The 24,886-nt window shown below is 69.0% G+C and carries 25 protein-coding genes; 12 read left to right on the forward strand and 13 right to left on the reverse strand.

What is annotated here, in order from left to right:
- Nucleotides 1-181: 181 nt before the first annotated feature.
- Nucleotides 182-1,459: a LuxR C-terminal-related transcriptional regulator gene (locus ACLJRL_RS39745; protein ID WP_410661577.1), complete on the reverse strand. Its 1,278-nt coding sequence runs from the start codon at nt 1,457-1,459 to the stop codon at nt 182-184.
- A 134-nt stretch (nt 1,460-1,593) separates the two neighbouring features.
- Between ACLJRL_RS39745 and ACLJRL_RS39750 the strand changes: the two genes are divergently transcribed.
- On the forward strand, nt 1,594-2,484 hold the full coding sequence (locus ACLJRL_RS39750; protein ID WP_410661578.1) for an NADP-dependent oxidoreductase: 891 nt from the start codon (nt 1,594-1,596) through the stop codon (nt 2,482-2,484).
- Nucleotides 2,485-2,571: 87 nt separating this feature from the next.
- Here the strand turns inward: ACLJRL_RS39750 and ACLJRL_RS39755 are convergent, their stop codons facing one another.
- From ACLJRL_RS39755 to ACLJRL_RS39770, 4 genes are all read right to left on the reverse strand, one after another.
- On the reverse strand, nt 2,572-3,465 hold the full coding sequence (locus ACLJRL_RS39755) for a lysophospholipid acyltransferase family protein (protein ID WP_410661579.1): 894 nt from the start codon (nt 3,463-3,465) through the stop codon (nt 2,572-2,574).
- Nucleotides 3,462-4,244, reverse strand: coding sequence for a GNAT family N-acetyltransferase (locus ACLJRL_RS39760; protein ID WP_410661580.1), 783 nt, complete (start codon nt 4,242-4,244; stop codon nt 3,462-3,464). The genes ACLJRL_RS39755 and ACLJRL_RS39760 overlap by 4 nt, the downstream gene beginning before the upstream one ends.
- 154 nt (nt 4,245-4,398) lie before the next feature.
- Nucleotides 4,399-5,358 (reverse strand): electron transfer flavoprotein subunit alpha/FixB family protein, encoded by a 960-nt coding sequence (locus tag ACLJRL_RS39765; RefSeq protein WP_410661581.1) that lies wholly within the window; start codon nt 5,356-5,358, stop codon nt 4,399-4,401.
- A gap of 26 nt (nt 5,359-5,384) precedes the next feature.
- A complete protein-coding gene (locus tag ACLJRL_RS39770) occupies nt 5,385-6,170 on the reverse strand; it encodes an electron transfer flavoprotein subunit beta/FixA family protein (protein ID WP_410661582.1) in 786 nt (261 codons plus the stop codon).
- Nucleotides 6,171-6,413: 243 nt separating this feature from the next.
- Between ACLJRL_RS39770 and ACLJRL_RS39775 the strand changes: the two genes are divergently transcribed.
- Entirely contained in the window at nt 6,414-7,265 is an 852-nt protein-coding gene (locus ACLJRL_RS39775) for a DegV family protein (protein WP_410661583.1), read from the forward strand.
- Here ACLJRL_RS39775 and ACLJRL_RS39780 read toward each other — a convergent pair.
- Nucleotides 7,246-7,668: a hypothetical protein gene (locus tag ACLJRL_RS39780; protein WP_410661584.1), complete on the reverse strand. Its 423-nt coding sequence runs from the start codon at nt 7,666-7,668 to the stop codon at nt 7,246-7,248. The genes ACLJRL_RS39775 and ACLJRL_RS39780 overlap by 20 nt on opposite strands.
- A 136-nt stretch (nt 7,669-7,804) precedes the next feature.
- Between ACLJRL_RS39780 and ACLJRL_RS39785 the strand changes: the two genes are divergently transcribed.
- From ACLJRL_RS39785 to ACLJRL_RS39810, 6 genes are all read left to right on the forward strand, one after another.
- Nucleotides 7,805-8,578 (forward strand): methyltransferase domain-containing protein, encoded by a 774-nt coding sequence (locus ACLJRL_RS39785; protein WP_410661585.1) that lies wholly within the window; start codon nt 7,805-7,807, stop codon nt 8,576-8,578.
- Nucleotides 8,575-10,086 carry a 1,4-alpha-glucan branching protein domain-containing protein gene (locus ACLJRL_RS39790; protein WP_410661586.1) on the forward strand — a complete coding sequence of 504 codons (1,512 nt, stop codon included), beginning with the start codon at nt 8,575-8,577 and terminating at the stop codon, nt 10,084-10,086. The genes ACLJRL_RS39785 and ACLJRL_RS39790 overlap by 4 nt, the downstream gene beginning before the upstream one ends.
- Nucleotides 10,087-10,099: 13 nt before the next feature.
- Nucleotides 10,100-10,588, forward strand: a complete 489-nt coding sequence (locus ACLJRL_RS39795; protein WP_410661587.1) for a glutathione peroxidase — start codon at nt 10,100-10,102, stop codon at nt 10,586-10,588.
- Nucleotides 10,589-10,905: 317 nt separating this feature from the next.
- Nucleotides 10,906-11,967: a serine protease gene (locus ACLJRL_RS39800; protein WP_410661588.1), complete on the forward strand. Its 1,062-nt coding sequence runs from the start codon at nt 10,906-10,908 to the stop codon at nt 11,965-11,967.
- Nucleotides 11,968-12,198 carry a hypothetical protein gene (locus ACLJRL_RS39805; RefSeq protein WP_410661589.1) on the forward strand — a complete coding sequence of 77 codons (231 nt, stop codon included), beginning with the start codon at nt 11,968-11,970 and terminating at the stop codon, nt 12,196-12,198. It abuts the gene before it with no gap.
- 68 nt (nt 12,199-12,266) lie between these two features.
- Nucleotides 12,267-13,520 carry a glycosyltransferase family 4 protein gene (locus ACLJRL_RS39810; RefSeq protein ID WP_410661590.1) on the forward strand — a complete coding sequence of 418 codons (1,254 nt, stop codon included), beginning with the start codon at nt 12,267-12,269 and terminating at the stop codon, nt 13,518-13,520.
- A gap of 200 nt (nt 13,521-13,720) precedes the next feature.
- Here the strand turns inward: ACLJRL_RS39810 and ACLJRL_RS39815 are convergent, their stop codons facing one another.
- The 4 genes from ACLJRL_RS39815 to aceA all read right to left on the reverse strand — a co-directional run bounded on the left by ACLJRL_RS39815 (nt 13,721) and on the right by aceA (nt 18,023).
- A complete protein-coding gene (locus ACLJRL_RS39815) occupies nt 13,721-13,852 on the reverse strand; it encodes a hypothetical protein (RefSeq protein WP_410661591.1) in 132 nt (43 codons plus the stop codon).
- A gap of 119 nt (nt 13,853-13,971) precedes the next feature.
- Nucleotides 13,972-14,763 carry a class I SAM-dependent methyltransferase gene (locus ACLJRL_RS39820; protein WP_410661592.1) on the reverse strand — a complete coding sequence of 264 codons (792 nt, stop codon included), beginning with the start codon at nt 14,761-14,763 and terminating at the stop codon, nt 13,972-13,974.
- 267 nt (nt 14,764-15,030) lie between these two features.
- Nucleotides 15,031-16,635, reverse strand: coding sequence for a malate synthase A (gene aceB / locus ACLJRL_RS39825; RefSeq protein ID WP_410661593.1), 1,605 nt, complete (start codon nt 16,633-16,635; stop codon nt 15,031-15,033).
- A 101-nt stretch (nt 16,636-16,736) separates the two neighbouring features.
- Nucleotides 16,737-18,023, reverse strand: a complete 1,287-nt coding sequence (gene aceA, locus ACLJRL_RS39830; RefSeq protein WP_410661594.1) for an isocitrate lyase — start codon at nt 18,021-18,023, stop codon at nt 16,737-16,739.
- A gap of 229 nt (nt 18,024-18,252) precedes the next feature.
- Between aceA and ACLJRL_RS39835 the strand changes: the two genes are divergently transcribed.
- The 3 genes from ACLJRL_RS39835 to ACLJRL_RS39845 all read left to right on the forward strand — a co-directional run bounded on the left by ACLJRL_RS39835 (nt 18,253) and on the right by ACLJRL_RS39845 (nt 21,653).
- On the forward strand, nt 18,253-19,680 hold the full coding sequence (locus ACLJRL_RS39835) for a short-chain fatty acyl-CoA regulator family protein (protein WP_410661595.1): 1,428 nt from the start codon (nt 18,253-18,255) through the stop codon (nt 19,678-19,680).
- 79 nt (nt 19,681-19,759) lie between these two features.
- Nucleotides 19,760-20,602: an NAD(P)H-binding protein gene (locus ACLJRL_RS39840; RefSeq protein ID WP_410661596.1), complete on the forward strand. Its 843-nt coding sequence runs from the start codon at nt 19,760-19,762 to the stop codon at nt 20,600-20,602.
- Between the two features lie 40 nt (nt 20,603-20,642).
- Nucleotides 20,643-21,653, forward strand: a complete 1,011-nt coding sequence (locus ACLJRL_RS39845) for an asparaginase (RefSeq protein WP_410661597.1) — start codon at nt 20,643-20,645, stop codon at nt 21,651-21,653.
- A gap of 95 nt (nt 21,654-21,748) precedes the next feature.
- Here ACLJRL_RS39845 and ACLJRL_RS39850 read toward each other — a convergent pair whose 3' ends face one another.
- The 3 genes from ACLJRL_RS39850 to ACLJRL_RS39860 form a co-directional block, all read right to left on the reverse strand.
- Nucleotides 21,749-22,228, reverse strand: coding sequence for a cysteine dioxygenase (locus ACLJRL_RS39850; protein WP_410661598.1), 480 nt, complete (start codon nt 22,226-22,228; stop codon nt 21,749-21,751).
- A gap of 196 nt (nt 22,229-22,424) precedes the next feature.
- Nucleotides 22,425-23,450 carry an NAD(P)H-dependent glycerol-3-phosphate dehydrogenase gene (locus ACLJRL_RS39855; protein WP_410661599.1) on the reverse strand — a complete coding sequence of 342 codons (1,026 nt, stop codon included), beginning with the start codon at nt 23,448-23,450 and terminating at the stop codon, nt 22,425-22,427.
- Nucleotides 23,450-24,154 (reverse strand): lysophospholipid acyltransferase family protein, encoded by a 705-nt coding sequence (locus ACLJRL_RS39860; RefSeq protein WP_410661600.1) that lies wholly within the window; start codon nt 24,152-24,154, stop codon nt 23,450-23,452. Before ACLJRL_RS39860 ends, ACLJRL_RS39855 begins: the two co-directional genes overlap by 1 nt.
- Before the next feature lie 98 nt (nt 24,155-24,252).
- On the opposite strand from ACLJRL_RS39860, the gene cofC reads away from it, so the two are divergent.
- Nucleotides 24,253-24,882, forward strand: a complete 630-nt coding sequence (gene cofC, locus ACLJRL_RS39865; protein WP_410661601.1) for a 2-phospho-L-lactate guanylyltransferase — start codon at nt 24,253-24,255, stop codon at nt 24,880-24,882.
- Nucleotides 24,883-24,886 lie beyond the last annotated feature (4 nt).

Genomic DNA, 24,886 nt, shown 5'->3' on the forward strand with positions numbered 1-24,886 from the left:
TCCGCTACCAGCAGGGGCGACGGTCTTCACGAAGGTCTCGCAAAACCCAGGCCTCACGAGTGCTCACCCGCCAGCAGCCACCACATCCAAGCCTGCCAAACCCAGCTCGAACACAACCCATTAGGCCCCCTTGAGGGACTCTGAGTCCCTCAAGGAGGCCTTCACGGACCCTTGAGATCACTCACGACACTTGGGTGACGGACTCCAGCCGCAGCTCTCGCGCCAGCACGGCGGCCTCGCCGCGTGACGTGACTTCCAGCTTCCCGAGGATCTTCCGCACGTGGAACTTCACCGTGTGCTCGGTCAGCTGCAGCTCTTCGGCGATCTGCCGGTTCCGCTTCCCGCGCGCGATCCCGGCGAGAACCTCGAGTTCACGTGAGTTCAGCCGGTCCAGCGGCCGCAGCTCCGGCGTCTCCGTGCTTCCGAGCGGGAGGACGGCGGTGATCGTGGCGCCCCAGCCGGGCACGGCGTCGACCTCCCAGCGGCCGCCGAGCGGCGTGATCCGCTCGGTGAGTCCGGTCGCGGGCACGGCTCGGGCGACGTCCGCGCCGTCGTCGCGCACGGTGACCCGGAGAGCCTGACCGTCGATCTGCCAGGACGCCCGGACGCGGGTGCTGCCGCGTTCCAGCGCCGCCGTGAGCACCAGGCCGCGGGTGACCGTGCGCGCGGTGTGCGCGATGTCCTGCGGCAGCGGCCGGTCGTCGCCCGGCCCGGCCAGGTCGACGGTCACCTCGTTGTGGCGCAGGAAGGGTTCCAGCTGCGAGACGAGCGTGTCGAACGCCGAAGACGCCGGTTCCGCCGAAAGTTCCTGGTCCCGGTCGGCGACCGAACGCAGTTCCACCAGCGCGGCCGCGGCGAGATCGGTCGCGGTCTGCCGGGCGGCGGCGTCGCCGAGTTGCCGGGACCGGAGCACGGCGAGCAGGGACGCCAGCGTGGTCGCGTGGGTCTGCCCGAGGTCGGTGATCGCCCGCGCCCGCGCCGTCGCCGCCGCGAGGTTGCTCGCGAGGAGTTCGGGTTCGGGGTCCACGGCACGCTGTGCGGCGGTGACGCTGACGACGTCCCACAGCTTGGCGACGATCCTGAGCGCCCGGTCCGGAGGCGCGTCTTCAGTGGGGACGAGCGCGATCATCGCACCGTTCCCGATCGCCGGTGCCGACGTCAGGATGACCAGCTTCCGGCGTTTCCCACCGAGTACCTCGTCGGCGACCAGGGCCCCGCCGGGGACGCCGAGCGCGGCGAGCTTCTGCAGTTCCGCGCTGGTGACCGCGCCGGTGATCGCCGCGTCGCCGAAGACCTTGATCGGCAGGCGGGAACAGTCGCCGGTCTCCATGGCGGCGGCGCGATGCGGCAGGACGGCCGCCGCCGTCGCGGAGAACCGCGGCAGCAGTTCGTGCCGCGGAACGGCGAGCATCTGCTCGACCTGGCTCAGCACGTACAGCGGATCCGACCACTCGTCCATGACTCCACAGTAAGCGCGGTCCGGCGCGGGGACGCTGCTCGCCCGGCTAGTGAACACTGCTCGTCCGAGCGGTTCGGGCGGCCTCATGCCGCAGGTTGACTGATCGCAGCGAAGAAATCCGATGAGGAGTGAAAATGCGAGCGATCACCATCACCCAGTACGGCGAACCGGACGTCCTGCGGCTGTCCGAGGTCCCGCTGCCGGAGCCCGGCCCGGGTCAGGTGCGGGTCGCGGTCAAGGCCGCCGGGGTCAACCCGATCGACTGGAAGATCCGATCCGGTGCCATGGCGGAGGTCCGGCCTGTCGAATTCCCGCACATCCTCGGCCTGGAACTGGCCGGCGTGGTGGACGCGGCGGGCGAAGGCGCCGGGTTCGCCGTCGGGGACGAGGTCTTCGGCTGGTCCGCCACCGGGGCGTACGCGGAGTACGCGCTGGCGAACACCGTCGCCCGCAAGCCCGCCGGGCTTTCGTGGGCCGAAGCCGCCACGCTGCCCATCGCCGGGGAGACGGCGTTGCGGGTCCTGGGCGAACTCGAGGTCAAGCCGGGCGAAACGGTGCTGATCCACGGGGCGAGCGGCCAGGTCGGCCGGTTCGCGACGCAGATCGCGGTCGCGCTGGGCGCCGCCGTCATCGGCACCGCGGGCGCGCGGTCGCTGGACGAGGTCAAGGCGTTGGGCGCGATCCCGGTCCAGTACGGCGACAGCTGGGTGGAGCGCGTCCGCGAGGCGGCCCCGGGACCGGTGGACGCGGTGTTCGACGCGGCCGGATTCGGCGTACTGGCTGATTCCGTGGCCCTGCTCGGATCACCAGACAGGCTGATCACCATCGCGGACCCGGCCGCGTTCGCGCAGGGGCTGACGTTCTCGGCGATCGGCACGGAAACCCAGGAACTGCTCGAGGATCTCCTCACGCGCGAACTGAAGATCAAGCTCGGGTCCGCCTACCCGCTCGCCGAGGTCGCCGAGGCACACCGGGAAAGCTTCACCGGGCACGCGGGCGGGAAGATCACGCTGACCTTGGACTGAACTCGTGGGATGTCAAGGGGCCGACGCTATGAACGGGCCTTTCCTTGCAAATTTTGCAAGGAAAGGCCCGTTCATAGCGCGCGAAAGCTACTGAGAGGGCACTTTCGCGACAGAAGCGGGAGCAGGAGCGGCGACCGAGCGCCGACGCCGCGTCTGCGCCGGGATCTGCACCCGTCCGAGTGCCGCCTGTACCGCGGATTCCGCCAGCGAAGCCAGTTCCCGCCGGTCGGAAGCACGACCGGGCGCGATTTCCGGGCACACGTGCACCTCCAGCACCAGCCCGCGCAACGCGGCGACCCGGCGCAGTGACGCGATGAGCGACTCCGGCCCGATGAACGCCGGTTGTGTGGTCTCGCGGCCGTCGGCGAGCCGGAAGCGCAGGGCGAGCGGGCGCACCGGGACACCGCCGTCGATCGCGGCCTGGAAGGTCGCCGAACGGAAGTGACCCGAGGCCAGACCGCACCAGGTGGTCCCCTCCGGTGTCACGCTGACGAGTGATCCGCCGCGCATCGCGCCGGCGAGTTCGGCCATCGTCGCGGGCAGGCTCCGCAGGTTCTCGCGGTCGAGGAAGATGCTGCCGCCGCGGCGGACCAGCAGGCCGAGCACCGGCCAGGTGCCGACCTCCTTCTTGGCCAGCGCCCGCATCGGCTGGATGGCGTTGATCGCGATGATGTCCAGCCACGAGATGTGGTTGTTCACCACCAGCGCGCCACGGCCGGGCACGGCGCGGAACCGCTCGTCGCCGCGCACCACGAGCCGCACCCCGAACGACCGCAGGATGCCGGCGAAAAGCAGGCGCACCAACCGTTCCCGGACCTTGCCGCGCAGCACGAGCACCAGCGGCGAGCTCAGGAACGCGGCGAAGAGGACGCCGATCGCCGCGGCGAACCGCAGGACGCGCCGCGGAAACGCCACCGTCGGCGCCCCTTCGCTCAGACATCCGTCGCCACAAGGCGATTTCGGCATCCAGGCGTGAGTCATCCCTGCACTCCAAGGAAGTACTTGAGGTAGCGCTCGTCGACGTTGTGCAGATCCAGCACGACGAAGAAGTCCGCGACGCCGAAATCCTCGTCGAGCGCGGGCGGTCCGTAGGCCTTCGCCCCCAGGCGTGTGTAGCCCTTGATGAGCGGCGGCAGGATCGACCTGGTCGGCCGCTCGACACCCTCGGTCCGCCACGGGTTCAGAGGCGTGACCCGGAGCGATTCGTCCGCGTAATGCTTGGTGCGCAGGACATCCCAGACACCGGCCGCGTAGCCGCCGCCGTCGGTCAGCGGCACCGAGGCGCACCCCGCGAGATACCGGTGCCCGGCCAGCAGCATGTAGCGCCCGATCCCCGCCCAGACGAGGCTCACCACGCCGCCGCCGCGATGGTCCGGGTGCACGCACGAACGCCCGGTCTCGACCAGCGAAGGACGTAGTGAATCGAGCGCCGTGAGGTCGAATTCGCTGTCGGAGTAGAGCTTTCCCGCCCGCGCGGCGCGATCCGGCGGCAACATCCGGTACGTGCCCACGATCTCGCCGGTGTTGTCGTCCCGCACCACGAGGTGGTCGCAGAACTCGTCGAAGTAGTCGACGTCGAGGCCGGGTTCGAGCGAATTGAGGTTCGCCCCCATTTCCTCGGCGAACACCTGGTAACGAAGTCGTTGCGCGGCAACGACTTCTTCGTTTCCGTTGGCTACGAGAAGTGAGTAACGCGGTGCGTCGGCCGGGAGTTCGACACCTGCCTGGTCAGTACTGACGAGGAGCTGTGACGTCGTCATAAGGAAGGTCTACCCCTCGGGGTAGACCAACGACGATGCGCCCGATGGCCGATTAGTGCACGTTCAGTTAAATGCGGGTTCTCAGGGTTCTCTCAGGCAGAAAAGGGGCCGTCCGGGACGAATCCCGAACGGCCCCCTCCGTGGAGCGAGAGCGTCAGCCCTTGCGCTTCTTGACCTCGTCGGCCAGCTGCGGCGCGACGTTGAACAGGTCGCCCACCACACCGAAGTCGGCGATCTCGAAGATCGGGGCTTCGGCGTCCTTGTTGACCGCGATGATGGTCTTCGAGGTCTGCATGCCCGCGCGGTGCTGGATCGCACCGGAGATGCCCAGCGCGATGTACAGCTGCGGCGAAACCGTCTTACCGGTCTGGCCGACCTGGAACTGCGCCGGGTAGTAGCCCGAGTCGACGGCGGCGCGGGAAGCACCGACGGCGGCACCGAGCGAGTCGGCCAGCGTCTCGACGACGTCGAACTTGTCGGCCGAGCCGACACCGCGGCCACCGGAGACGACGACCGAGGCCTCGGTCAGCTCCGGCCTGTCGCCGCCGACGATCGGCTCGATACCGGTGATCTTGGCGGACTTAGCCGGGTCGCCCGCCGGGACCTCGACGGTCTCCTCGGCGGCCGCACCCTCGGCCTGGGTCGCCTCGACCGCGCCGGGGCGGACCGAGATGACCGGGACACCCTTGGTGGACTTGGACTTCACGGAGAACGCGCCACCGAAGATGGACTGGTCGACGCTGCCGTCGCTGTTCACGCCGACGGCGTCGTACAGCAGACCGGAGCCGAGGCGGACCGCGACACGAGCGGACACCTCCTTGCCCTCGGCGGTGGCCGCGACGAGCACGGCGGCCGGGGAGGTCCGCTCCGCGAGCGCGGTGAGGACATCCACCTTGGGGGTGACCAGGAAGCCGGTGGCGTCGTCACCCTCGGCGACGTACACCTTGGCGGCGCCGTGCGCGGCGAGGGCTTCCTTCGCCTTGGCGGCGGTGCCGGTCGGGCCGACGACGACCGCCGACGGCTCACCCAGCTCGCGAGCCGCCGTCAGCAGCTCGAGCGTGACCTTCTTGACTTCACCGTCGACGTGGTCGACGAGGACGAGTACTTCAGCCATTTCCCTATTCCTCCTCGAAACCTGTCTCAGATGAGCTTCTGCGCGACCAGGTAGGCGGCCACCTTGCTGCCGCCGTCACCCTCGTCCTCGACGCGCTCACCGGCGGTGCGGGGCGGCTTCGGGGAGGCTTCGAGCACCGACGACCAGGCGTTGCCGAGGCCGACGTCGCCCGCGTCCAAGCCCAGGTCCGCGACGGTGAACGTCTCGACCGGCTTCTTCTTCGCGGCCATGATCCCCTTGAAGGAGGGGTAACGCGGCTCGTTGATCTTCTCGCCGACGCTGACCAGCGCGGGCAGGCTCGCCTCGAGATGCGTGATGCCGTCCTCGGTGTAGCGGTCGGCCTTGATCGAGGTGCCGTCGACGGTCAGCTCGTTCACGTGGGTGAGCTGGGGCAGCCCGAGCAGCTCGGCGATGATCGCCGGCACGGCGCCACCGCGGCCGTCGGAGGCCTCGTTACCGGTGATGACCAGGTCATAGCCTTCGACCTTGCCGATCGCGGCGGCCAGCACCTTGGCGGTGGCGATCGCGTCGGAACCGTGGAGCGAGGCGTCGGAGACGTGGATCGCCTTGTCCGCGCCCATGGAAAGCGCCTTGCGGATCGCGTCGGTCGCGCGGTCGGGACCCACCGAGACGACGGTGACCTCGCCCTCTCCGGCTTCCTTGATCTTCAGGGCTTCTTCGACGGCCTTCTCGTTGATCTCGTCGAGCACGGCGTCGGCGGATTCGCGGTCAAGAGTGTTGTCGGCACCGGAGAGCTTCCGCTCCGAGTAGGTGTCCGGTACCTGCTTGACCAGGACAACGATATTCGTCATGGGTCTACTTCGACCTCCCGTTAGTGGCCGGCGTCGGCCACGGGGCAACAGCTCTACTGGCCGGTAGATTAGGGCCATTTCAGCGCCGTGGCCCGGTGAGGTGACCTCATTCACCTGGATGCACGTTTTAGTGGGACCATCGTCCAGGTTTTTCACCCGGAAGTGAGTGTAACCCGGCGACTAACCCGAACGGCCGTACTCGGGGGTACTCACGGTGGGTACGACGGGTTAACCTGCCGCACCATGCGTTCCCTCCCCGGCCCTGTCGCCGTGATCACGGACTCGACCGCCTGCCTTCCCGCACCGGTCGCCGAACGCTGGGGCATCGGCGTCGTTCAGGTCCAATTACAGGTCGGCAGCCAGTTCGACGAGGAAAACCGGTACGACCGCGACGAAGTCGTCGACGCGCTGCGCGCCGGAACGCCGGTGAAGACGGCACCGCCGGAGGTCGGCGCGTTCTTCTGGGCGTACCAGGAGGCGGCGAGCCGGGGCGCGTCCGCGATCGTCAGCGTCCACATTTCGGGAAGGATGTCGGAGACGATCAACGCCGCCCGCGAGGCCGCGCAACAGGTCAGCGTCCCGGTCCACGTTCTCGACTCCGGGACCACCGGCATGAGCCTCGGTTTCGCGGCGACGTCGGCGGCCAAGGTCGCGGCCGCCGGTGGGCAGGCCACCCGGGTCATCGAGGCCGCGGAACACCGCTTTCGCGGCAGCCGGGAGATCCTCTACGTCGACACTCTGGAATTCCTGCGGCGCGGCGGCCGGATCGGCGCGGCCCAGGCGTTCCTCGGCTCCGCGTTCTCGATCAAACCCCTGCTGACGCTGAAGAACGGCGAGGTCGAACCGTTGACCCGCGTCCCGGGCGCGCGCCGGGCGATCAACAAACTCGTCGACCTCGCCGTGGAGGCGGCGGGTGATCAGGAGGTCGAAATCGCCATCACCCGGTTCGGGCCCGACGAACGCGACCTGCAGATCGGCGGTCGGCTGCGGGCGCGGCTGCCGCGCATGGTCGACAGCACGCTGGTCGACGCCAGCATGATCCTCGGCGCCCATCTCGGCCCCGGCGCCATCGGCATCACGGTGTCGCCGGTGTAGCCCGCTTGCCGGGGATCAAGACCAGTACCAGCGGCAGAACCGCGCCGAGCGCGGTCGTCGTGACGATGAGCACCTGGTCGGCCTGCTCGAAGTGCGAGACGTGGCCCAGGTGATAGAGGAAGTGCGGCATTCCGAAGAGGAAGGTCGCGAGGGCCGCGAGCCGGGCGACGGCGGTCGTGCCGATCACGGCGGCCCCGATCAGGATGGCGGAAAGGGCGAGGTTGAGTCCGCCGAAGTCGCGGATCAGGTGTTCGTTGAAGGGGCCGTCCATGGACACCCAGCCGGTGCGGATGCCCGGGAAGTCCTGGTAGAAGCCGCTGGGGCTGAGCAGGGGCCAGAGCCCGACCGGCAGTTCGATGAGGCCGAAGACGGCGAGCAGTACGCGGGTGATTGTCCGTTGCATACCTTCTGGACTGGACAGCGTCGCGAAACGTGACATCGCAAGTCGTCCTCTGGTGGCGATCCTTGCGCGTGCAACTACCGCGACCAGAGGACTACTTGCGACGGGGGTCGAAGTGACCGGCCGGTAGGGTCGCGGCGTGACCACCCCAGCCACCAGGGCCGAAGCGCTGCACCTCACGGGTGAACGCACCGTGCCGGGCATCGCCGAGGAGAACTACTGGTACCGCCGCCACGAAGCGGCGTATCAAGAACTCCTGCCGCTCTGCGCGGGCAAGCTCGTGCTGGAGGCCGGCTGCGGCGAGGGCTACGGCGCCGGGCTGATCGCCACCGTGGCGGAGCGGGTGCTCGCGCTCGACTACGACGTCCTCACCACCGAGCACGTCTCCCGCCGCTATCCCGCGATCGGGGTGGCCAGGGCGAACCTGGTGTTCCTGCCGCTGCGGGACGCCTCGGTCGACGTCGTCGCCAACTTCCAGGTGATCGAACACCTCTGGGATCAGGGTGCCTTCCTCGCCGAATGCCACCGGGTGCTCGCGCCCGGTGGACGGCTGATCGTCACCACGCCCAACCGGCTGACCTTCACCCCGGACAGCGACACCCCGCTCAACCCGTTCCACACCAGGGAACTCGCACCGTCCGAATTGGACGAACTGCTCCTGGGCGCCGGGTTCGAGGTCGAGACGCTGCACGGCCTCCACCACGGTGAGGGCGTCCGGGAACTCGACGGCAGATACGGCGGCTCGATCATCGACGCCCAGCTCGACGTCGTCATGGGGCAGCTGCCCGGGCAGGCCGTTTGGCCGCCGGAACTGCTCGCCGACGTCGAAGGCATCGGTGCCGCGGATTTCGCCATCCACGGCGATGACCTCGACGCCAGCCTCGACCTCGTCGCCGTGGCGGTGCGTCGATGAGCGAGTACGAGGGCACGTTCTGCCTCGTCGTGCACAGCCACCTGCCGTGGCTGCCGCGCCACGGTTCCTGGCCGGTCGGCGAGGAATGGCTGTACCAGGCCTGGGCGCATTCCTACCTGCCGATGGTCGACCTCCTGCGCCGCTTCGCCGACGAGGGCCGCGACGAGGTGCTCACCCTCGGCATGACGCCGATCCTCGCCGCACAGCTCGACGACCCCTACTGCATCAAGGCGTTCCACGACTGGCTCGGCCACTGGCAGCTGCGCGCCTGGCACGCCTCCACCCTGTGGGGCGGCGACCCGCTGCTGCGCGACCTCGCCGCGAGTGAGTACCGGACCGCCGTCAAGGCTTCGGAAGAGCTCGAAACCCGGTGGCGGCACGGATTCTCGCCGATCCTTCGCTCCTTTGTGGACGCCGGGACGATCGAACTGCTCGGCGGCCCGCTGGCGCACCCGTTCCAGCCGCTGCTGGACCCGGTGGTCCGCGACTTCATGCTGCGCGGCGGCCTGGCCGACACCGCACTCCGCGTCGGGCACCGACCCGAAGGCATCTGGGCACCGGAATGCGGTTACAACCCGGGCATGGAGACCGCCTACTCCGCCGCGGGCGTCCAACGCTTCATGGTCGACGGCCCGTCCCTGCGCGGGGACACGTCGGCCGCCCGGACGGTCGGCGATTCCGACGTCGTCGCCTTCGGCCGGGACCTCGAAGTCACTTACCGGGTCTGGTCACCGAAGGCCGGGTACCCCGGCAACGCCGCTTACCGCGACTTCCACACCTGGGCGCACGAAGTCGGCCTCAAGCCGTCGCGCGTGACAGGGAAGACCGTCGAACCGCCGGACAAGGCGCCGTACGACCCGGCGATGGCGGCGGGCACGCTCGGCGGCCACGTCCAGGACTTCGTCGACACCGTCGTCGAGCGGCTGCGTTCCCTCAAAGCCGAGCACGGCCGCGAGTCGCTCGTCGTCGCCGCTTACGACACGGAACTGTTCGGGCACTGGTGGCACGAAGGACCGGCGTGGCTCGAAGGCGTCCTGCGCGCGCTGCCGGAAGCCGGCGTCCGCGTCACCACGCTCAAGGGCGCCCTCGAAGCCGGCCACCTCGGCGGGCCGGTCGATCTCCCGGCGTCTTCGTGGGGATCGGGCAAGGACTGGCGGGTCTGGGACGGCGAACAGGTCGCCGACATGGTGCGGGACAACACCGCGCTGCAACATCGGATGCTCGACCTCGTCGCGGGCATGGACACCACGACCCGCGACACCGTGCGCGACCAGGCCGTCGCCGAGGCGATGCTGGCGCTGTCGAGCGACTGGGCGTTCATGGTCACCAAGGATTCCGCCGCCGACTACGCGCGGCGGCGGGCGAAGGTGCACACCGACCGGTTCGACACACTCGCCGGGCTGCTCCGGGAAGGCGCGCACGAGCGGGCCCAGGAGACCGCGGCGGCGTTCCGGCGCGACGACGGCCCCTTCGGCCACGTCGACGCCCGTGACCTGCTGAAGAAATGACGAAAGGGGAAGCATGGGGATCCACGAAATTCCGCTGAAGACGCTCTCGGGCGAGGACAGCACGCTCGGCGCGCTCGAGGGCAAGGCGCTGCTGGTGGTGAACGTCGCGTCGAAGTGCGGCCTCACCCCGCAGTACACCGGCCTGGAGAAGCTGCAGGAACGCTACGCGGACAAGGGTTTCTCCGTCGTCGGGTTCCCGTGCAACCAGTTCGCGGGCCAGGAGCCGGGCTCCGCCGAGGAGATCCAGACCTTCTGCTCGACGACGTACGGGGTTTCGTTCCCGCTGTTCGAGAAGCTGGACGTCAACGGTGAAGGCCGGCACCCCCTCTACACCGAATTGACCAAGGCGGCCGACGCCGACGGCGCCTCAGGCGACGTGCAGTGGAATTTCGAGAAGTTCCTCGTCGCCCCGTCCGGTGAAGTGGTAGGACGATTCCGTCCGCGCACCGAACCCGAAGACGAAGAGATCACCAAGGCGATCGAGGCCACCGTCGGCGCCTGAATCACGATTATTCCCCGCGGCGGGCGGGTTTCCGGAGTTGTCTCCGGAAACCCGCCCGTTTCCTTTTCCCAGAAAAAGGGGCCAAAGTCCCTACAATGCCTGACCGACCCGCGCGATGGCCGGTACATCAATCACAAAGTGTTCTCCTGCAAGGGAAACCTTGACGAACGAGGCTGAATCGGACTACCCGATTGCCCTATGGCGCGGCTCCGCGCACAGGGGAAGACTCCCACTTCTGGGCTCCCTGCGAAACTCCCGAATCCGCTCGACCGAGCCCGCACCTGGTCAACGACGACAACCAGAAAAGTGTGGCCGACATGATCGAAAACAATATGATCCCGGACGAATACCTCTCCCTCGCGAGCGTCCAGGCGGCCGAACAGGACGCGCTGCTCGACCGGCAGAACGTCGTGGGCGTCGCGCTCGGGACCAAATGGTCGAACGGGCTGGACACCGAGGAAAAGGCGATCACCGTCCTGGTCGACACGAAAATGCCGCACGAAATGCTCCGCGAAGAAGACCTCGTCCCCGCGACGCTGGCAGGCGTCCCGACCGACGTGCAGGAGGTCGGCGTCCTCCAGGCGGGCCGCAGCATCACGGCGCCGAAGGTGAACGGCTCCCCCACGATGCTCGACGAGCCCCCGTCGCCGAGCCTGGCCCGCCCGGACGAGCTGGCCCGCGAACAGGTCGGCCCGTTCACGCTGGCCAAGCGGTTCCGCCCGGCGTTCGGCGGACTGAGCGTCGGTCACTTCAAGATCACCGCCGGCACCTACGGCACCGCCGTCTACGACGCCACGGCGCTGCCCGGCAAACCGCCCAGGTACTACATCCTGAGCAACAACCACGTGCTGGCGAACTCCAATGGCGCCGCCATCGGCGACCCGATCCTGCAGCCCGGCCCGTTCGACGGCGGCGTCGTCCCCACCGACGTCATCGCCAGGCTGAGCCGGTTCGTGCCGATCAAGTTCATCACCTCCGGGCAGCCTGTCCCGTTGAACTTCGTCGACGCCGCCATCGCCGAAGGCCAGTTCCACGACCTCGACCGGCGGATCTTCTGGGTCGGCGACCTCAAGGGCACGAACGTCGCTCCCCCGGTCGGCACGGTCGTGCAGAAGACCGGCCGGACCACGAACTGGACGACCGGGCGGATCACGAACATCAACGCCACCGTCGACGTCAACTACGGCGGCGGCCGGGTGGCCCGGTTCGCGCAGCAACTGCTGACCACCGACATGTCGGCAGGCGGCGACTCGGGCAGCATCGTGGCCGACCTCAACGAGAACGCCGTCGGGCTGCTGTTCGCCGGTTCGCCGGTGGTCACCGTGATCAACCGGATCACGCTGGTCGAGGCCTCGCTCGGGATCCGGGTGCACCCGTAGATGGCCGGAACCGAGGCCTCGGATGTGGAAGCCGCGCTGGTCACGGCGTCGCGCTGGCTCGACGACGTCCCCGGCGTGGTGGGAGTGGGTCAAGGAGAGGAAGCGGGGGCGCCCACGATCGACGTGTGGGTGACCCCCGGCCACGACCCCGAGCGGTTGCCTTCTCAGCTGCTCGGGGTTCCGGTCCGGGTCCGGGCCTCCGGAGGCCCGATCGAGGTACAGCCCGAATAGCCAGGGTGTGACGTGGCCGGGTCATCGCCCGATCCCGGCGATGACCGACTCGCGAGTAACCTCCACCCATGCGCGTGCTGATGTTGTCGTGGGAGTACCCACCTGTGGTCGTCGGCGGACTCGCGCGGCACGTCCACGCCCTGGCCGGCCACCTCACCCGGCAGGGTCACGAGGTGGTCGTCCTGTGCCGCCACACGGCGGGCACCGACGCCGAAACGCACCCGCGCACCGATCGGGTGGTCGAGGGAGTACGGATCATCCGGGTCGCCGAGGACCCGATGCACGTGACCTTCGAACGCGACCTCGTCGCGTGGACGCTCGCGATGGGGCACGCGATGATCCGCGCCGCGAACGACCTGCTGCGCACCTGGCAGCCGGACGTCGTGCACGCGCACGACTGGCTGGTCAGCCACCCCGCGATCGCGATCGCCGAAGCCGCGCGGGTACCTCTGGTCGGCACGATCCACGCCACCGAGGCCGGGCGGCACTCCGGATGGCTTTCGCATCCGCTCAACCAGCAGGTGCACTCGGTCGAGTGGTGGCTCGCGAACCGCTCGGACGCGCTGATCACCTGTTCGCAGGCCATGCGCCGCGAGGTGGCTCACCTGTTCGAGGTCGAGGGCGACGCGGTCACCGTGATCCACAACGGCATCGAGGAACGCTCCTGGCAGGTGCCCGAAGAAGAGGTCGCGCACGCACGCGAGGTCTACAGCCCCTCCGGCGCGCCGCTGTTGCTCTACTTCGGACGGCTGGAGTGGGAGAAGGGTGTGCAGGACCTGCTCGCCGCGCTCCCCCGCATCCGCCGCAACAAGCCCGGGACCCGCGTCGTCATCGCGGGCAAGGGCAGGCACCTGGAAGAACTCGTCGATCAGGCGCGCAAGCTGCGTGTCCGCCGGGCGGTCGACTTCGTCGGGCACCTCTCCGACCGGGAACTGCGCGCCGTGCTGGCCGCCGCCGACGCCGTCGTGCTGCCCAGCCGGTACGAACCGTTCGGCATCGTCGCGCTGGAGGCCGCCGCGGCGAAGGCGCCGCTGGTGGCGTCGACCGCGGGTGGGCTCGGCGAAGTCGTCATCGACGGCGAAACCGGGCTGGCGTTCACCCCCGGCGACGTCGACGCGCTCGGGGATGCGGTCGAGGCGGTGCTGGACGACGAGGTCGCCGCGGCGCGACGGGCCTTGGCCGCGCAGTCACGCCTGGCCGCGGACTTCGACTGGGGCCGGATCGCGGAGGCCACGGCCGCGGTCTACCGGCGGGCGCGGATCGGCGAGCCGGTGGAACTGGGCCGTCCCAAGATCGCCACCGGCAACGCCTTCGAGCCCTGAGCCGCGAAAGCCGGGTTTGTCGTGATCAGACGGCGAACACCCGTGATCAGATGGCGAACTCGCGTGATTGGGCGGCGAACTCGCGTGATGGGGCGGACGAGGGATCCGAGGCATCGGGGTTCCCGGATCCCCCGTCCACGAGCGCGGTCACCGCGGGTCGCGAGGGGCGCGACCCCCGTGGCTGCTCTAGGTGACGAAGATCAGAAATGGCAGGGCCGGACACAGGCCGGCTGCACCGAGACCGCCGGCGAGGCGGACACGGCCGGTGCGGCGAGAACGACGGCGAGGACGGCGAAGGCTGCGGCCAAGACGGTCCTCAACTGCTTCTTCATAGGTGCTCCTCGGAATTTCGGGCGGAACGTCCTCCCGGCGCCGAGCATCCGCGCGACCCGGCACGGAAACAACAGGGGAATCAGTAGGTACCCCTACCTATTCGCGGTCTGTGACCGGTTCATCCCTTTCCGCCGGTCAGTATCCGCACCCGGACCGGCTCCACGAACGGCGCGTGCGGGGAGACGACCACGCTGAGCCGTTCCTCGAAACCGGCGCGCTCGTCCGGTTTCGGCAGCAGATCCTCCGGCATCGCGGAGTAGACCGAGCCGATGACGTATTCGAGGTCGATCTCGTCCTCGTATTCGATCACCGTCTCGCCGGTGGTGAAACCGGCCGCTTCCAGTCCCTCCCGATAGCGGTCCTGCTCCTCCTGCTCGGCTCCGCAGGTGCGCACGAGCGGCTGCCCGAGCCAGCCGGACAGGTACTCGCGCAACGCCTTCGACCACGCGTCGTCGTGCAGCCACATCGGCGTGCCGTTGGTGATCACGGCGACCCCGCCACCGGGGCGGAGCAGCGAACGGAGCGCGGGGAACAGGGTCGTGCGATCCATCCAGTGCAGCGCCTGCCCGATGGTGACCACACCGAGTTTCTCCCTGCCCAGCAAGGATTCCAGCGCTGGGACGTCGGCGTCGGCGCCGACCAGCCAGTTCGCGTTGGTGATCCCGCGGTCCGCGGCGGCCTTCCTGGCCTGGGCGAGCATGTCCGGCTCGGGATCCATGCCGACGACCGATCGTGTCCTGGCGGCGAGCGGCAGGGTGAGCTGGCCGGTACCGCAGCCGAGGTCCAGCGCCGCGTCTTCGGCGCCGAGGCCGAATTCCGCCGCCAGCACGTCGAAGACCTCGGCCGGATAGCCGCGACGGAAGCGCTGGTAGAGCTCGGCGACCTCGCCGCTGAACTTGAGGATCGTCATGCCCTGATCCTGACCGGTGCCCCGGAGTTCCGTCGCCGCTTTCGCCGTGGGCGGAACCGAAACGTCGCGAAGGCCCGTCCACGGCGGTGTGGTGTGGACAGGCCTTCGCGACCGCGCGCGCCCAACAGGCGCCACCGGAGGGGCACGCGCGCAAAGCGGGTCCGGTGGCGGGGAGCCCTCCGCCACCGGACCCGATGGGCCACACCGTCCCAAAACCGGTGTGGAACCCGGCCGCCCCGCGTCAGGTAGGGGCGGCCGGAGTCTGTGTCAGCTGGTGGTCAAGTACCGCGCGTACGCACCGGTGGTGAGGAAGCTCGGCAGCTTCTCCCCCAGCGCGGTCTCGGTGAAGATCTCGTACGCGTCGCCGAGCCGGTTGCCCTCGCCCAGTTCCGCCCGCGCCGACGCCAGCTCTTCGTCCAAATAGGACACGGCGAGCTCGTGGGTGAGCGCGGTGCCGTCTTCGAGCTTCGTGCCGTTGCGGATCCACTGCCAGACCTGGCAGCGCGCGATCTCCGCGGTGGCGGCGTCCTCCATCAGGTTGTGGATCGCCGCCGCGCCGGTGCCGCGCAGCCAGGCGTCGATGTAGCGCAGCGCGACGTTGATGTTCGCGCGGACACCGGCCTCGGTGACCTCGCCGCCGGCGCTGGCCACGTCGAGCAGGTCCTCGGCGGTGACGACGACGTCCTCACGGAGCCTGCCGAGCTGGTTGGGCCAGCCGCCGAGCACGCCGTCGAACACCTCGCGGCAGACGGGGACGAGGCCGGGGTGCGCGACCCATGAGCCGTCGAAGCCGTCGTTCGCCTCTCGTTCCTTGTCCTGGCGGACCTTCTGCAGCGCGGTCGCGTTGATCTCCGGGTCCTTGCTCGGGATGAACGCGGCCATGCCGCCGATGGCGTGCGCCCCGCGCTTGTGGCAGGAACGCACCAGCAGTTCGGTGTAGGCCCGCATGAACGGGACGGTCATCGTCACCTGCGCGCGGTCCGGGAGCACGAAATCCGCGCCGTGCGAGGAGAAGTTCTTGATGACGCTGAAGATGTAGTCCCAGCGTCCGGCGTTCAGCCCGGCGACGTGCTCGCGCAGTTCGTAGAGGATCTCCTCCATCTCGAACGCGGCGGTGATCGTCTCGATCAGCACGGTGGCCCGGACGGTGCCGCGCGGGATGCCCAGTTCCCGCTGCGCCAGCAGGAAGACGTCGTTCCACAGCCGCGCTTCGAGGTGGTTTTCGAGCTTCGGCAGGTAGAAGTACGGGCCGCTGCCGCGGGCCAGCAGCTGACGCGCGTTGTGGAAGAAGTACAGGCCGAAGTCCACCAGGCTCGCCGAAACCGGGCGGCCGTCGATGCGGATGTGCTTCTCCACCAGGTGCCAGCCGCGGGGGCGGGCGACGATCGTCGCGGGGTCTTCGCCGATCGTGTAGCGCTTGCCCGCCTCGGTGGTGAAGTCGATGTTGCGGCGGATGGCGTCTAACAGGTTGAGCTGGCCGTCGATCACGTTGTGCCAGGTCGGCGAGGTCGCGTCCTCGAAGTCGGCGAGCCAGACCTTCGCACCGGAGTTGAGCGCGTTGACCGTCATCTTGCGGTCGGTCGGGCCGGTGATCTCGACACGGCGGTCTTCGAGACCGGGCGCGGCCGGGGCGACCTGCCAGCTGCTGTCGTCGCGGACGGCGCGCGTCTCGGGCAGGAAACCCAGCGGCTCCTCACCGGACTGCAGCTTCTCGCGGCGCAGACGGCGGGCGTCGAGCAGCTCGCGACGGCGGCCGGCGAACGCGTTGTCCAATTTGGCCACGAAGTCCAGCGCGGCCGGGGTGAGGATCTCGTCGAACCGGTCACCGGCGGGTCCGCAGACGTCGATCCGGTAGTTCAGCTTCTCAACCATGGTGTGCCTCCGCTGGGCTTCGCGAAAGAGAGTTGGTGGGGATGGGAGGCGGCGGTCCTCCGGGGTCGAAAGACCGCCGCCTGGCACCTACTTGCGGGGGATCAGAACTGCTCGGCCTCGGTGGAGCCGGCGAGCGCGGTCGTCGAGCTGGTCGGGTTCAGCGCGGTCGCGACGTTGTCGAACCAGCCGGTGCCGACCTCGCGCTGGTGCTTCGTGGCGGTGTAACCGCGGTCCTCCGAAGCGAACTCGCGCTCCTGCAGGTCGACGTAGGCGGTCATGCCCTCACGGGCGTAACCGTGCGCCAGGTCGAACATCGAGTAGTTCAGCGCGTGGAAACCGGCCAGCGTGATGAACTGGAACTTGTAGCCCATGTGGCCGAGTTCGCGCTGGAACTTCGCGATCGTCGCGTCGTCCAGGTGCTTCTTCCAGTTGAACGACGGCGAGCAGTTGTAGGCCAGCATCTGGTCCGGGTACTTCGCCTTGATGGCCTCGGCGAACTGGCGGGCGACCTCGAGGTCCGGCTTGGAGGTCTCCATCCACAGCAGATCGGCGTACTCGGCGTAGGCCAGACCGCGGTCGATACAGGGGTCGATGCCGTTGGTGACGTTGTAGAAGCCCTCGGCGGTGCGCTCGCCGGTGACGTACTTGCGGTCACGCTCGTCGACGTCGCTGGTGATCAGCGTCGCGGCCTGCGCGTCGGTGCGGGCGACGATCAGCGACGGCACGTTCAGCACGTCCGCGGCGAGGCGGGCGGCGTTCAGCGTGCGCTCGTGCTGCTTGGTGGGGATCAGCACCTTGCCGCCGAGGTGGCCGCACTTCTTCTCGGACGCGAGCTGGTCTTCCCAGTGCACGCCCGCCGCGCCGGCGGCGATCATGCCCTTCATCAGCTCGAACGCGTTGAGCGGGCCACCGAAGCCGGCCTCGGCGTCGGCGACGATCGGGGCGAACCAGTCGGTGTCGGTGTTGCCTTCAGCCCAGTTGATCTGGTCGGCGCGGCTCAGCGCGTTGTTGATGCGGCGGACGACGGCCGGCACCGAGTTGGCCGGGTAGAGGCTCTGGTCCGGGTAGGTCTGGCCGGAGAGGTTGGCGTCGGCGGCGACCTGCCAGCCGGACAGGTAGATGGCCTTGAGGCCGGCGCGGACCTGCTGCACCGCCTGGTTACCGGTCAGGGCGCCGAGCGAGTGGACGTAGTCCTCGGTGTGCAGGAGGTCCCACAGCTTCTCGGCACCACGGCGGGCGAGCGTGTGCTCTTCGACCACACTGCCCCGCAGCTTGACCACGTCAGCCGCCGAGTACGACCGCTTCACTCCCGACCAGCGGGGGTCGCTCGCCCACTGCTTGGTCAGTTCGGCGGCCGCCTGCTCCAGCTGCTGCGCGTGCTCAGTCATCGGATTCTCCCGGTGTTGCGAAGTTTGCGAGTGATCGCCTTTTCCTCTTTCGACCCTGACACGACGGGGGAAATCCGATCTAGGTCTCCAATTTGCCAATTTCTGCGAAGCTTCCGTAGCATCTTGCAAAGATTGCGAATCGCAGGTTCGCAACGGGAGCGAAAATCCACGGGCTTGACCGTTAACTGAATCGTTCAGGCCCGGAAACCTTGCGGACAGAGAGGCCAGCGTGGACAAAACCTTCGCCGGAGCGAAGCTTCGGCATCTGCGCGAAAGCCGGTCGATGAGCCAGGCGGATCTCGCTCGTGTGCTGGAGATCTCACCCAGTTACCTCAATCAGATCGAGCACAACTCGCGTCCGCTGACCGTTCCCGTGCTCCTTCGCATCACTCAAGCGTTCGGAGTGGACACTGAGTTCTTCGCGAACAACGACACCGCGCGGCTGGTCGCGGATGTGAAGGAAGCCCTGCTCGACGAAGTCCTCGGCGTGGACGTCACGACCAGCGAACTGAACGACCTCGCCACGAACCTCCCGACGATCGCGGCGGCCCTGGTCAAACTGCATCGCAGCTACCGCAACGCGGTCGAGAACACCGCGGCGCTGACCACGGAGAACGGCCTCGGCCTGCACGGCAGCGCGGCCGGCTCGCTCCCGCACGAAGAGGTCCGCGACTTCTTCTACGAGCGAGAGAACTACGTCGCCGAGCTGGACGAACGCGCCGAGCGGATGGCACACGACATACCGCTGCAGCGCGGCCAAGTGCTCGCCTCGCTGAAGGAAAGCCTGATCCAGCGCTACGGCGTCGACGTCACCAGCGAAGGCATCGACGAAACCGCCGGTGAGCAGCACCGCTACGAGCCCGGGCCGCGCGTGCTGCGGCTGGCGCCGAGCCTGCGCGTCGGGCAGCAGGCGTTCCGGATGGCCTCGCAGATCGCTCTGCTCGAATACGACGACCTGATCACCGAACTCGCCGATTCGTGGGCGTTCTCCGGACCGGCCGCGCGTTCGCTGGCGAGGGTCGGGCTGGCGAACTACTTCGCGGGCGCGCTGATCCTCCCCTATGGACCGTTCCTGTCCATGGCGGAACGCTTCCGCTACGACATCGAGCGGCTGTGCGACCACTTCGGCGTCGGCTTCGAGACGGTGTGCCACCGGCTTTCCACCCTGCAGCGGCCGAAGAACCGGGGCGTGCCGTTCTCGTTCGTCCGGGTCGATCGCGCCGGGAACATGTCGAAACGCCAGTCCGCGGCGGGTTTCCACTTCTCCCGTGTCGGCGGGGCGTGTCCACTGTGGAACATCTACGAGGCGTTCACCCAGCCGGGCAAGATCCTCACCCAGATCGCGACCCTGCCGGACGGCAAGAGCTACTTCTGGATCGCGCGGACCGTGTCGCGCAACATCGGCGGTTACGGAAGCCCCGGAAAGACGTTCACCGTCGGCCTCGGCTGCGAATTGCGGCACGCGAAACGGCTGGTCTACTCGACCGGGCTCGATCTCGACGACCGCGACGCGGCCACCCCGATCGGCATGGGTTGCAAAGTCTGCGAACGCCCGGCCTGTACCCAGCGCGCCTTCCCGACGATCGGCAAACAGCTCACCGTGGACGAGAACACCAGCACCTTCGTCCCGTACCCGGCGGTGCCCAAAGCGCCTTGAGCCGCGGTGATCTCCCTGGCAGGGTTGCCGAGGACGGCCGCCGCCTGCGACGGCGGCCACTTGCACTGGGGAGAACTTCATGATCTTGGTGACCGGAGCGGGCGGAAACGTCGGCTCGGAACTGACCGCGCTGCTCGCCGGGGACGGGCATCCCGTCCGAGCGCTGGTGCGCACGGGCCGGCCGCTGCCCGAGAGCGTCGCGAGATCGGGCGTCGAAGGAGTACCGGGCGATCTCAACGAACCGACCAGCCTGAAACCCGCGCTGGACGGCGTCCGGGCGGTCTTCCTGCTCGGTGGCTATAACGACATGCCGGGCGCGCTCGCGGTGATGCGGGACGCGGGCGTCGAGCAGGTCACCCTGCTGTCGTCGCGATCGGTCGTCGGCGGGCACGAGGACAACGCCGTCGCGGGGATGCACATGGCCGCCGAGGCCGCGGTGCGCGCGTCGGAACTGGCCTGGACGTTCGTGCGGGCCAGCGGGTTCATGTCGAACACGCTGCAGTGGATCCCGCAGCTGGCGGCGGGCGACGTCGTGGCCGAACCGTTCGCGAACGTGCCGGTGGCGGCCATCGACCCGTACGACATCGCCGCCGTCGCGGCGGAATCGCTGACGACGCCGGGACACGAAGGCCGGGCGTACGCGATCACCGGCCCGGACTCGCTGCGGCCCGCCGACCGGCTGCGCGTCCTGGGCGAACTGCTGGGCCGGGACCTGCGGCTGGACCCGCTGTCGGAAGCCGATGCCCGCACGAAGATGACCGCGGAGATGCCGGAGAAGTACGTCGACGCCTTCTTTCGGTTCTTCGCCGAGGGGGAGTTCGACGACTCCGGCGTGACGACCGCGGTCCGGGAGCTGACCGGGCGGGAGCCGCGGCCGTTCGCGGACTGGGCGCGTTCGCACCTGGAGGCCTTCCGGGCCTGAGTGGTTGCCCCGGACCCGGTGGACTTTGAAGAATGCACCCATGTCGAGCGATACCCGACGGCCTCTTGTCGCCGTCGCCGCCCTGGGCGGCACCATCTCCATGGTTCCCGGAAACGGCGAAGACCGGGCGGTTCCGCGGCTGAGCGCCGCGGATCTGCTCGGCGGGCTGGGCGAGGACCTGGCGATGGACGTCCACGCGGAAACGCTCGCGGGGATCTCCAGCGCGTCCATGGACTTCGCGACGCTGGTCAAAACCCGGGAGTGGGCCGCCCGCGCGGTGGCCGAGGGCGCGCAAGGGGTCGTGGTCGTCCAGGGCACGGACACTCTCGAAGAGACCGCCTACTTCTTCGAACTGACCTGGGATTCCGAGGCCCCGGTCGTGATCACCGGCGCGATGCGCAACCCCAGCCTGCCCAGCGCCGACGGCGCGGGGAACCTGGTGGCGGCACTGACCGTCGCCGCCGAACCCCGCAGCCGTCGCCGCGGTGCGCTGGTCGCGTTCAACGACGACGTCCACCAGGCCCGCTGGGTCCGGAAGGCGCATTCGAGCCACGTCGAGGCGTTCTCGTCGAATCCCGCCGGCCCGCTCGGGCTGGTCTCGGAAGGCCTGGTGCACTACTTCCACCCGGTGGCCGCCCGCCCGGCGGCGTTGTCCCTGGTGGACGCGGACTTCTCCGGGCTGGTACCGATCGTCGAAAGCGGCGTCGAGGACACCGGCGAGGTCCTGGAGACCCTGATCAAGGCCGGGGCGAAGGGCGTCGTGATCGCCGCGAACGGCGGCGGGCACGTTTCGGCCGCGACCGCCGGCGTGATCGAGCGGGCACTGCCGGACCTGCCGATCGTGGTCGCGAGCCGCACCGGCGCCGGGCCGACGTTCCGCGGTACCTACGGCTTCCGCGGCTCGGAGTCGGACCTGATCGCGATGGGCGCGACGATGGCGGGCTGGCTGGATCCGCGCAAGTCCCGGATGCTGCTGCACGTCCTGCTCGCCACCGGCGCCCCGCGCGACCGCGTCGAGGCCGAATTCCGCCTCCGAGGCGACCTCACCTGACCCCCGACTCCCCCGCGTTTCGTCCTCTAGTTGCGGTAGTTGGTGTCGCGAACTACCGCCATTAGAGGACGAAACGCGGCAGGGGGGGGGGAGGGCTAGTCGCGGATCGGGCCGGAGATCGGGTCCAGGTGGTACGGCCGCATGGCGCGGCGCTGGTGCCGGTAGACATGCACGCTGACGGCGGGATCCGGACCGTCGTTGCGGACCTCGTGGATGTACCCGGGACCGAAGACGCGCGACTGGCCGGCCGACAGCGAATGCAGTTCGGTCACCGCCCGCCCATCGGACGACCGCCGGGCGACGGTCTCGCTCAGCTGCCCGCTGACCACGGTGAACGCGCCGGCGGCGAATTCGTGGTCGTGCAGGTCGGTGCGCTGGCCGGGCAGCCAGCTCATCAGCCAGACCTCTTCCAGCTCGTCGCTGTCGACGAGCGCGGAAAAACGCTGTTCGGGGTCGTAGCGCAGCAGGTGCCGCCAGCGGTCACGGTCCGCGGCGAATTCGAGCGCGACGCGCACGGGGTGCCGCAGGGCTGGGTTTTCGGGAATGACGAGCGTGTTGTCCGGGACGGCGAACATGAAGGAGTCCTCGCAAGGAAAGAAGGTGTCGAGCTGGGCCGGGGTCGAGGTTCACCGACAACAGCGACACGACGCACACGCGACAGCGCCGAGACCCGAGAGGCCCCGCGACACGGTCATCCCACGTGCGAACATGCCTTCACCGAACCAGTGCGGGGCCCGGCGGTCAACCGATCCCATAGCGTGGACAGCGTCCTCAGGACCACTCGTGCTTCTGCGACCGCCCGAGCAGCTCCGCTCCCGCCTTCCGAGGGTCGACCCCTTCGTGGCACACACGGTGCATCGCGTCGGTGATGGGCATGTCGACGCCGAGGCCCTGCGCGAGCTCCCGGATCGACGTGCACGACTTGACGCCCTCCGCGACCTGCCCGCCCGCGGCTCGCAGCGCCTGCTCCAGGGTTTCGCCCCGGCCCAGCCGTTCGCCGAAGGTCCGGTTCCGCGAAAGCGGCGACGAGCACGTGGCGACCAGGTCGCCGACGCCGGCCAGCCCGGCGAAGGTCAGCGGGTCCGCGCCGAGTTTCGCGCCGAGCCGGGCCATTTCGGCCAGCCCGCGGGTGATCAGCGTGGCCATGGTGTTGGTGCCGAGCCCCAGCCCGGCCGCCATCCCGCAGCTCAGGGCGATGACGTTCTTGCACGCGCCGCCCAGCTCGCAGCCGACGACGTCGGTGTTGGTGTACGGCCGGAAGTACTGATTGAAGCTGGCCCGCTGGATCGCCTTGGCGTTCTCGTGGTCGGTACTGGCGACCACCGCGGCCGACGGCTGTCCCTGGGCGATCTCCTTCGCCAGGTTCGGCCCGGACACGACCACGATCTGCCCGTCGGCGACGCCGGCGATCTCGGCGATGACCTCGCTCATCCGCTTGAGCGTGCCGAGTTCGACGCCCTTCGCGAGGCTCACCAGGATCGCTTCGGGCGGCAGCAGACCGGACCACTCCGAGAGATTGGTCCGCAAGGTCTGGCTCGGCACCGCGAGGACCACGGCCTGCGCGCCGTCGAGCGCCTCGGCCGGGTCCGACGTCGCGGTGATCCGCTCGGGCAGCAGGATATCCGGCAAATAGGACGAGTTGCGGTGCTCGTCCCGGATCTCCGCCGCGACTTCGGGCCGCCGGGCCCAGATGGTCACGTCGCGTCCGGCGTCGCCGAGCACCTTGGCGAACGCCGTCCCCCACGATCCCGCGCCGAGCACGGTCAGGCGCTGGACCTCGGTGGCGGTTCCGGCCATCAGGCGTCGTCTCCCGGTTTCTTCGCGGGCGGTTCCTCCTGGCGGATCTCCGCGAGCAGGGTGGTGATGTCGGTCATCATCAGTTCGGTGACCTCACGCAGCTTGGACGCGCTGCGCGTCGGGCCGTCCTTGTAGGCCGAAAGATCCATCGGCTCCCCGACCAGGTGCGTGATGGTCTTGCGGGGGAACGGCGTGAACTTCTTCGTGTAGCCGTTGAAGATGTGGTTCGTGCCCCAGCGCGCGATCGGGATCACCGGCACGTCGGTCTCCAGCGCGAGCCGTGCGGCGCCGGTGAACGGCTTCTTCGGCCAGCCGTCCGGGTCCTTGGTGATCGTGCCCTCGGGGTAGATCACGACGACCTTCCCGTCCCGCAACGCCTGGTGGGCGGCCTTAAGGCTGTCGCCGGCGGCGGCCGAACCCCGCGAAACCGGGATCTGCCCGGCGCCGACGAAGATCTTGCCGAAGAGCGGTGTCCTGGTCAGGCTCTCTTTGCCGAGGAACCGCGGCACTCGCTTCATCCGGTGCACGAACACCGCGTCCACCACCGGGTCCATGTGGGACACGTGGTTGACCAGCAGCAGGGCGCCGCCTTCGCGTGGGATCTTCTCGGTGCCAAGGTAGATCCGCTTGCCGAGGGTCGTCGCCGGATAGAACAGCGCGGCGGCGAGGCCAACCCAGAAGCCGCCCTTCTCACGCCGAGCCAATTTCGTCCTCCTTGAAGTCGCACGTCCGTCCCCCTGTCCACTGATCCTGCCGCGCGCACGCGAGCGCGGTCCAGGGAGGGTCGGGTAAGAAGATAGTTGTGGGTATCGATCTGATCGTGCCGGTGAAACGCCCGGCTGAGGGCAAGTCGCGGCTTCGTGGCGCGGTCGTGACCGAACAACACGCCGCATTGGTACTGGCGCTGGCCCAGGACACGCTGTCCGCGGTGACCTCGGCGGACGGTGTCCGCCGGGTACTGGTGGTGGCTGCCGATCCGGCGTCAGTGGCCGATCTCACCGAACTGGGCGTCGAGATCGTCGCCGAGCCGTCGCGGGGTGGCTTGAACGCGGCCTTGCGGTACGGCGAAGCGCTGCTCCGCCGGGATTCGCCCACCGGCGTGGTCGGTGCACTGCAGGCCGACCTGCCCGCGCTGCGAACCGAAGACCTCACCGCCGCGCTGGCCGAAGCCGCCGGACGCCGGGCGTTCGTCGCGGACCGGCAGGGCACGGGCACGACGTTGCTGCTCGCGGCGGCGGGCCGCCCGCTCGAACCCCTCTTCGGCGGGGGCTCGGCACTGGCGCACACCGGTTCCGGTGCGATCCCGCTCACGATCGCGGCGGAGTCACTCCGCAGTGACGTGGACACCGCGGATGATCTCGCTCACGTCTGCACCCTCGGTGTCGGAAAGCGCACTTCAGCGTTGCTGGGGACACCCTGCGTGGTGATGTGACGCG

Source organism: Amycolatopsis sp. lyj-112, assembly GCF_046549055.1.
GTDB lineage: Bacteria > Actinomycetota > Actinomycetes > Mycobacteriales > Pseudonocardiaceae > Amycolatopsis.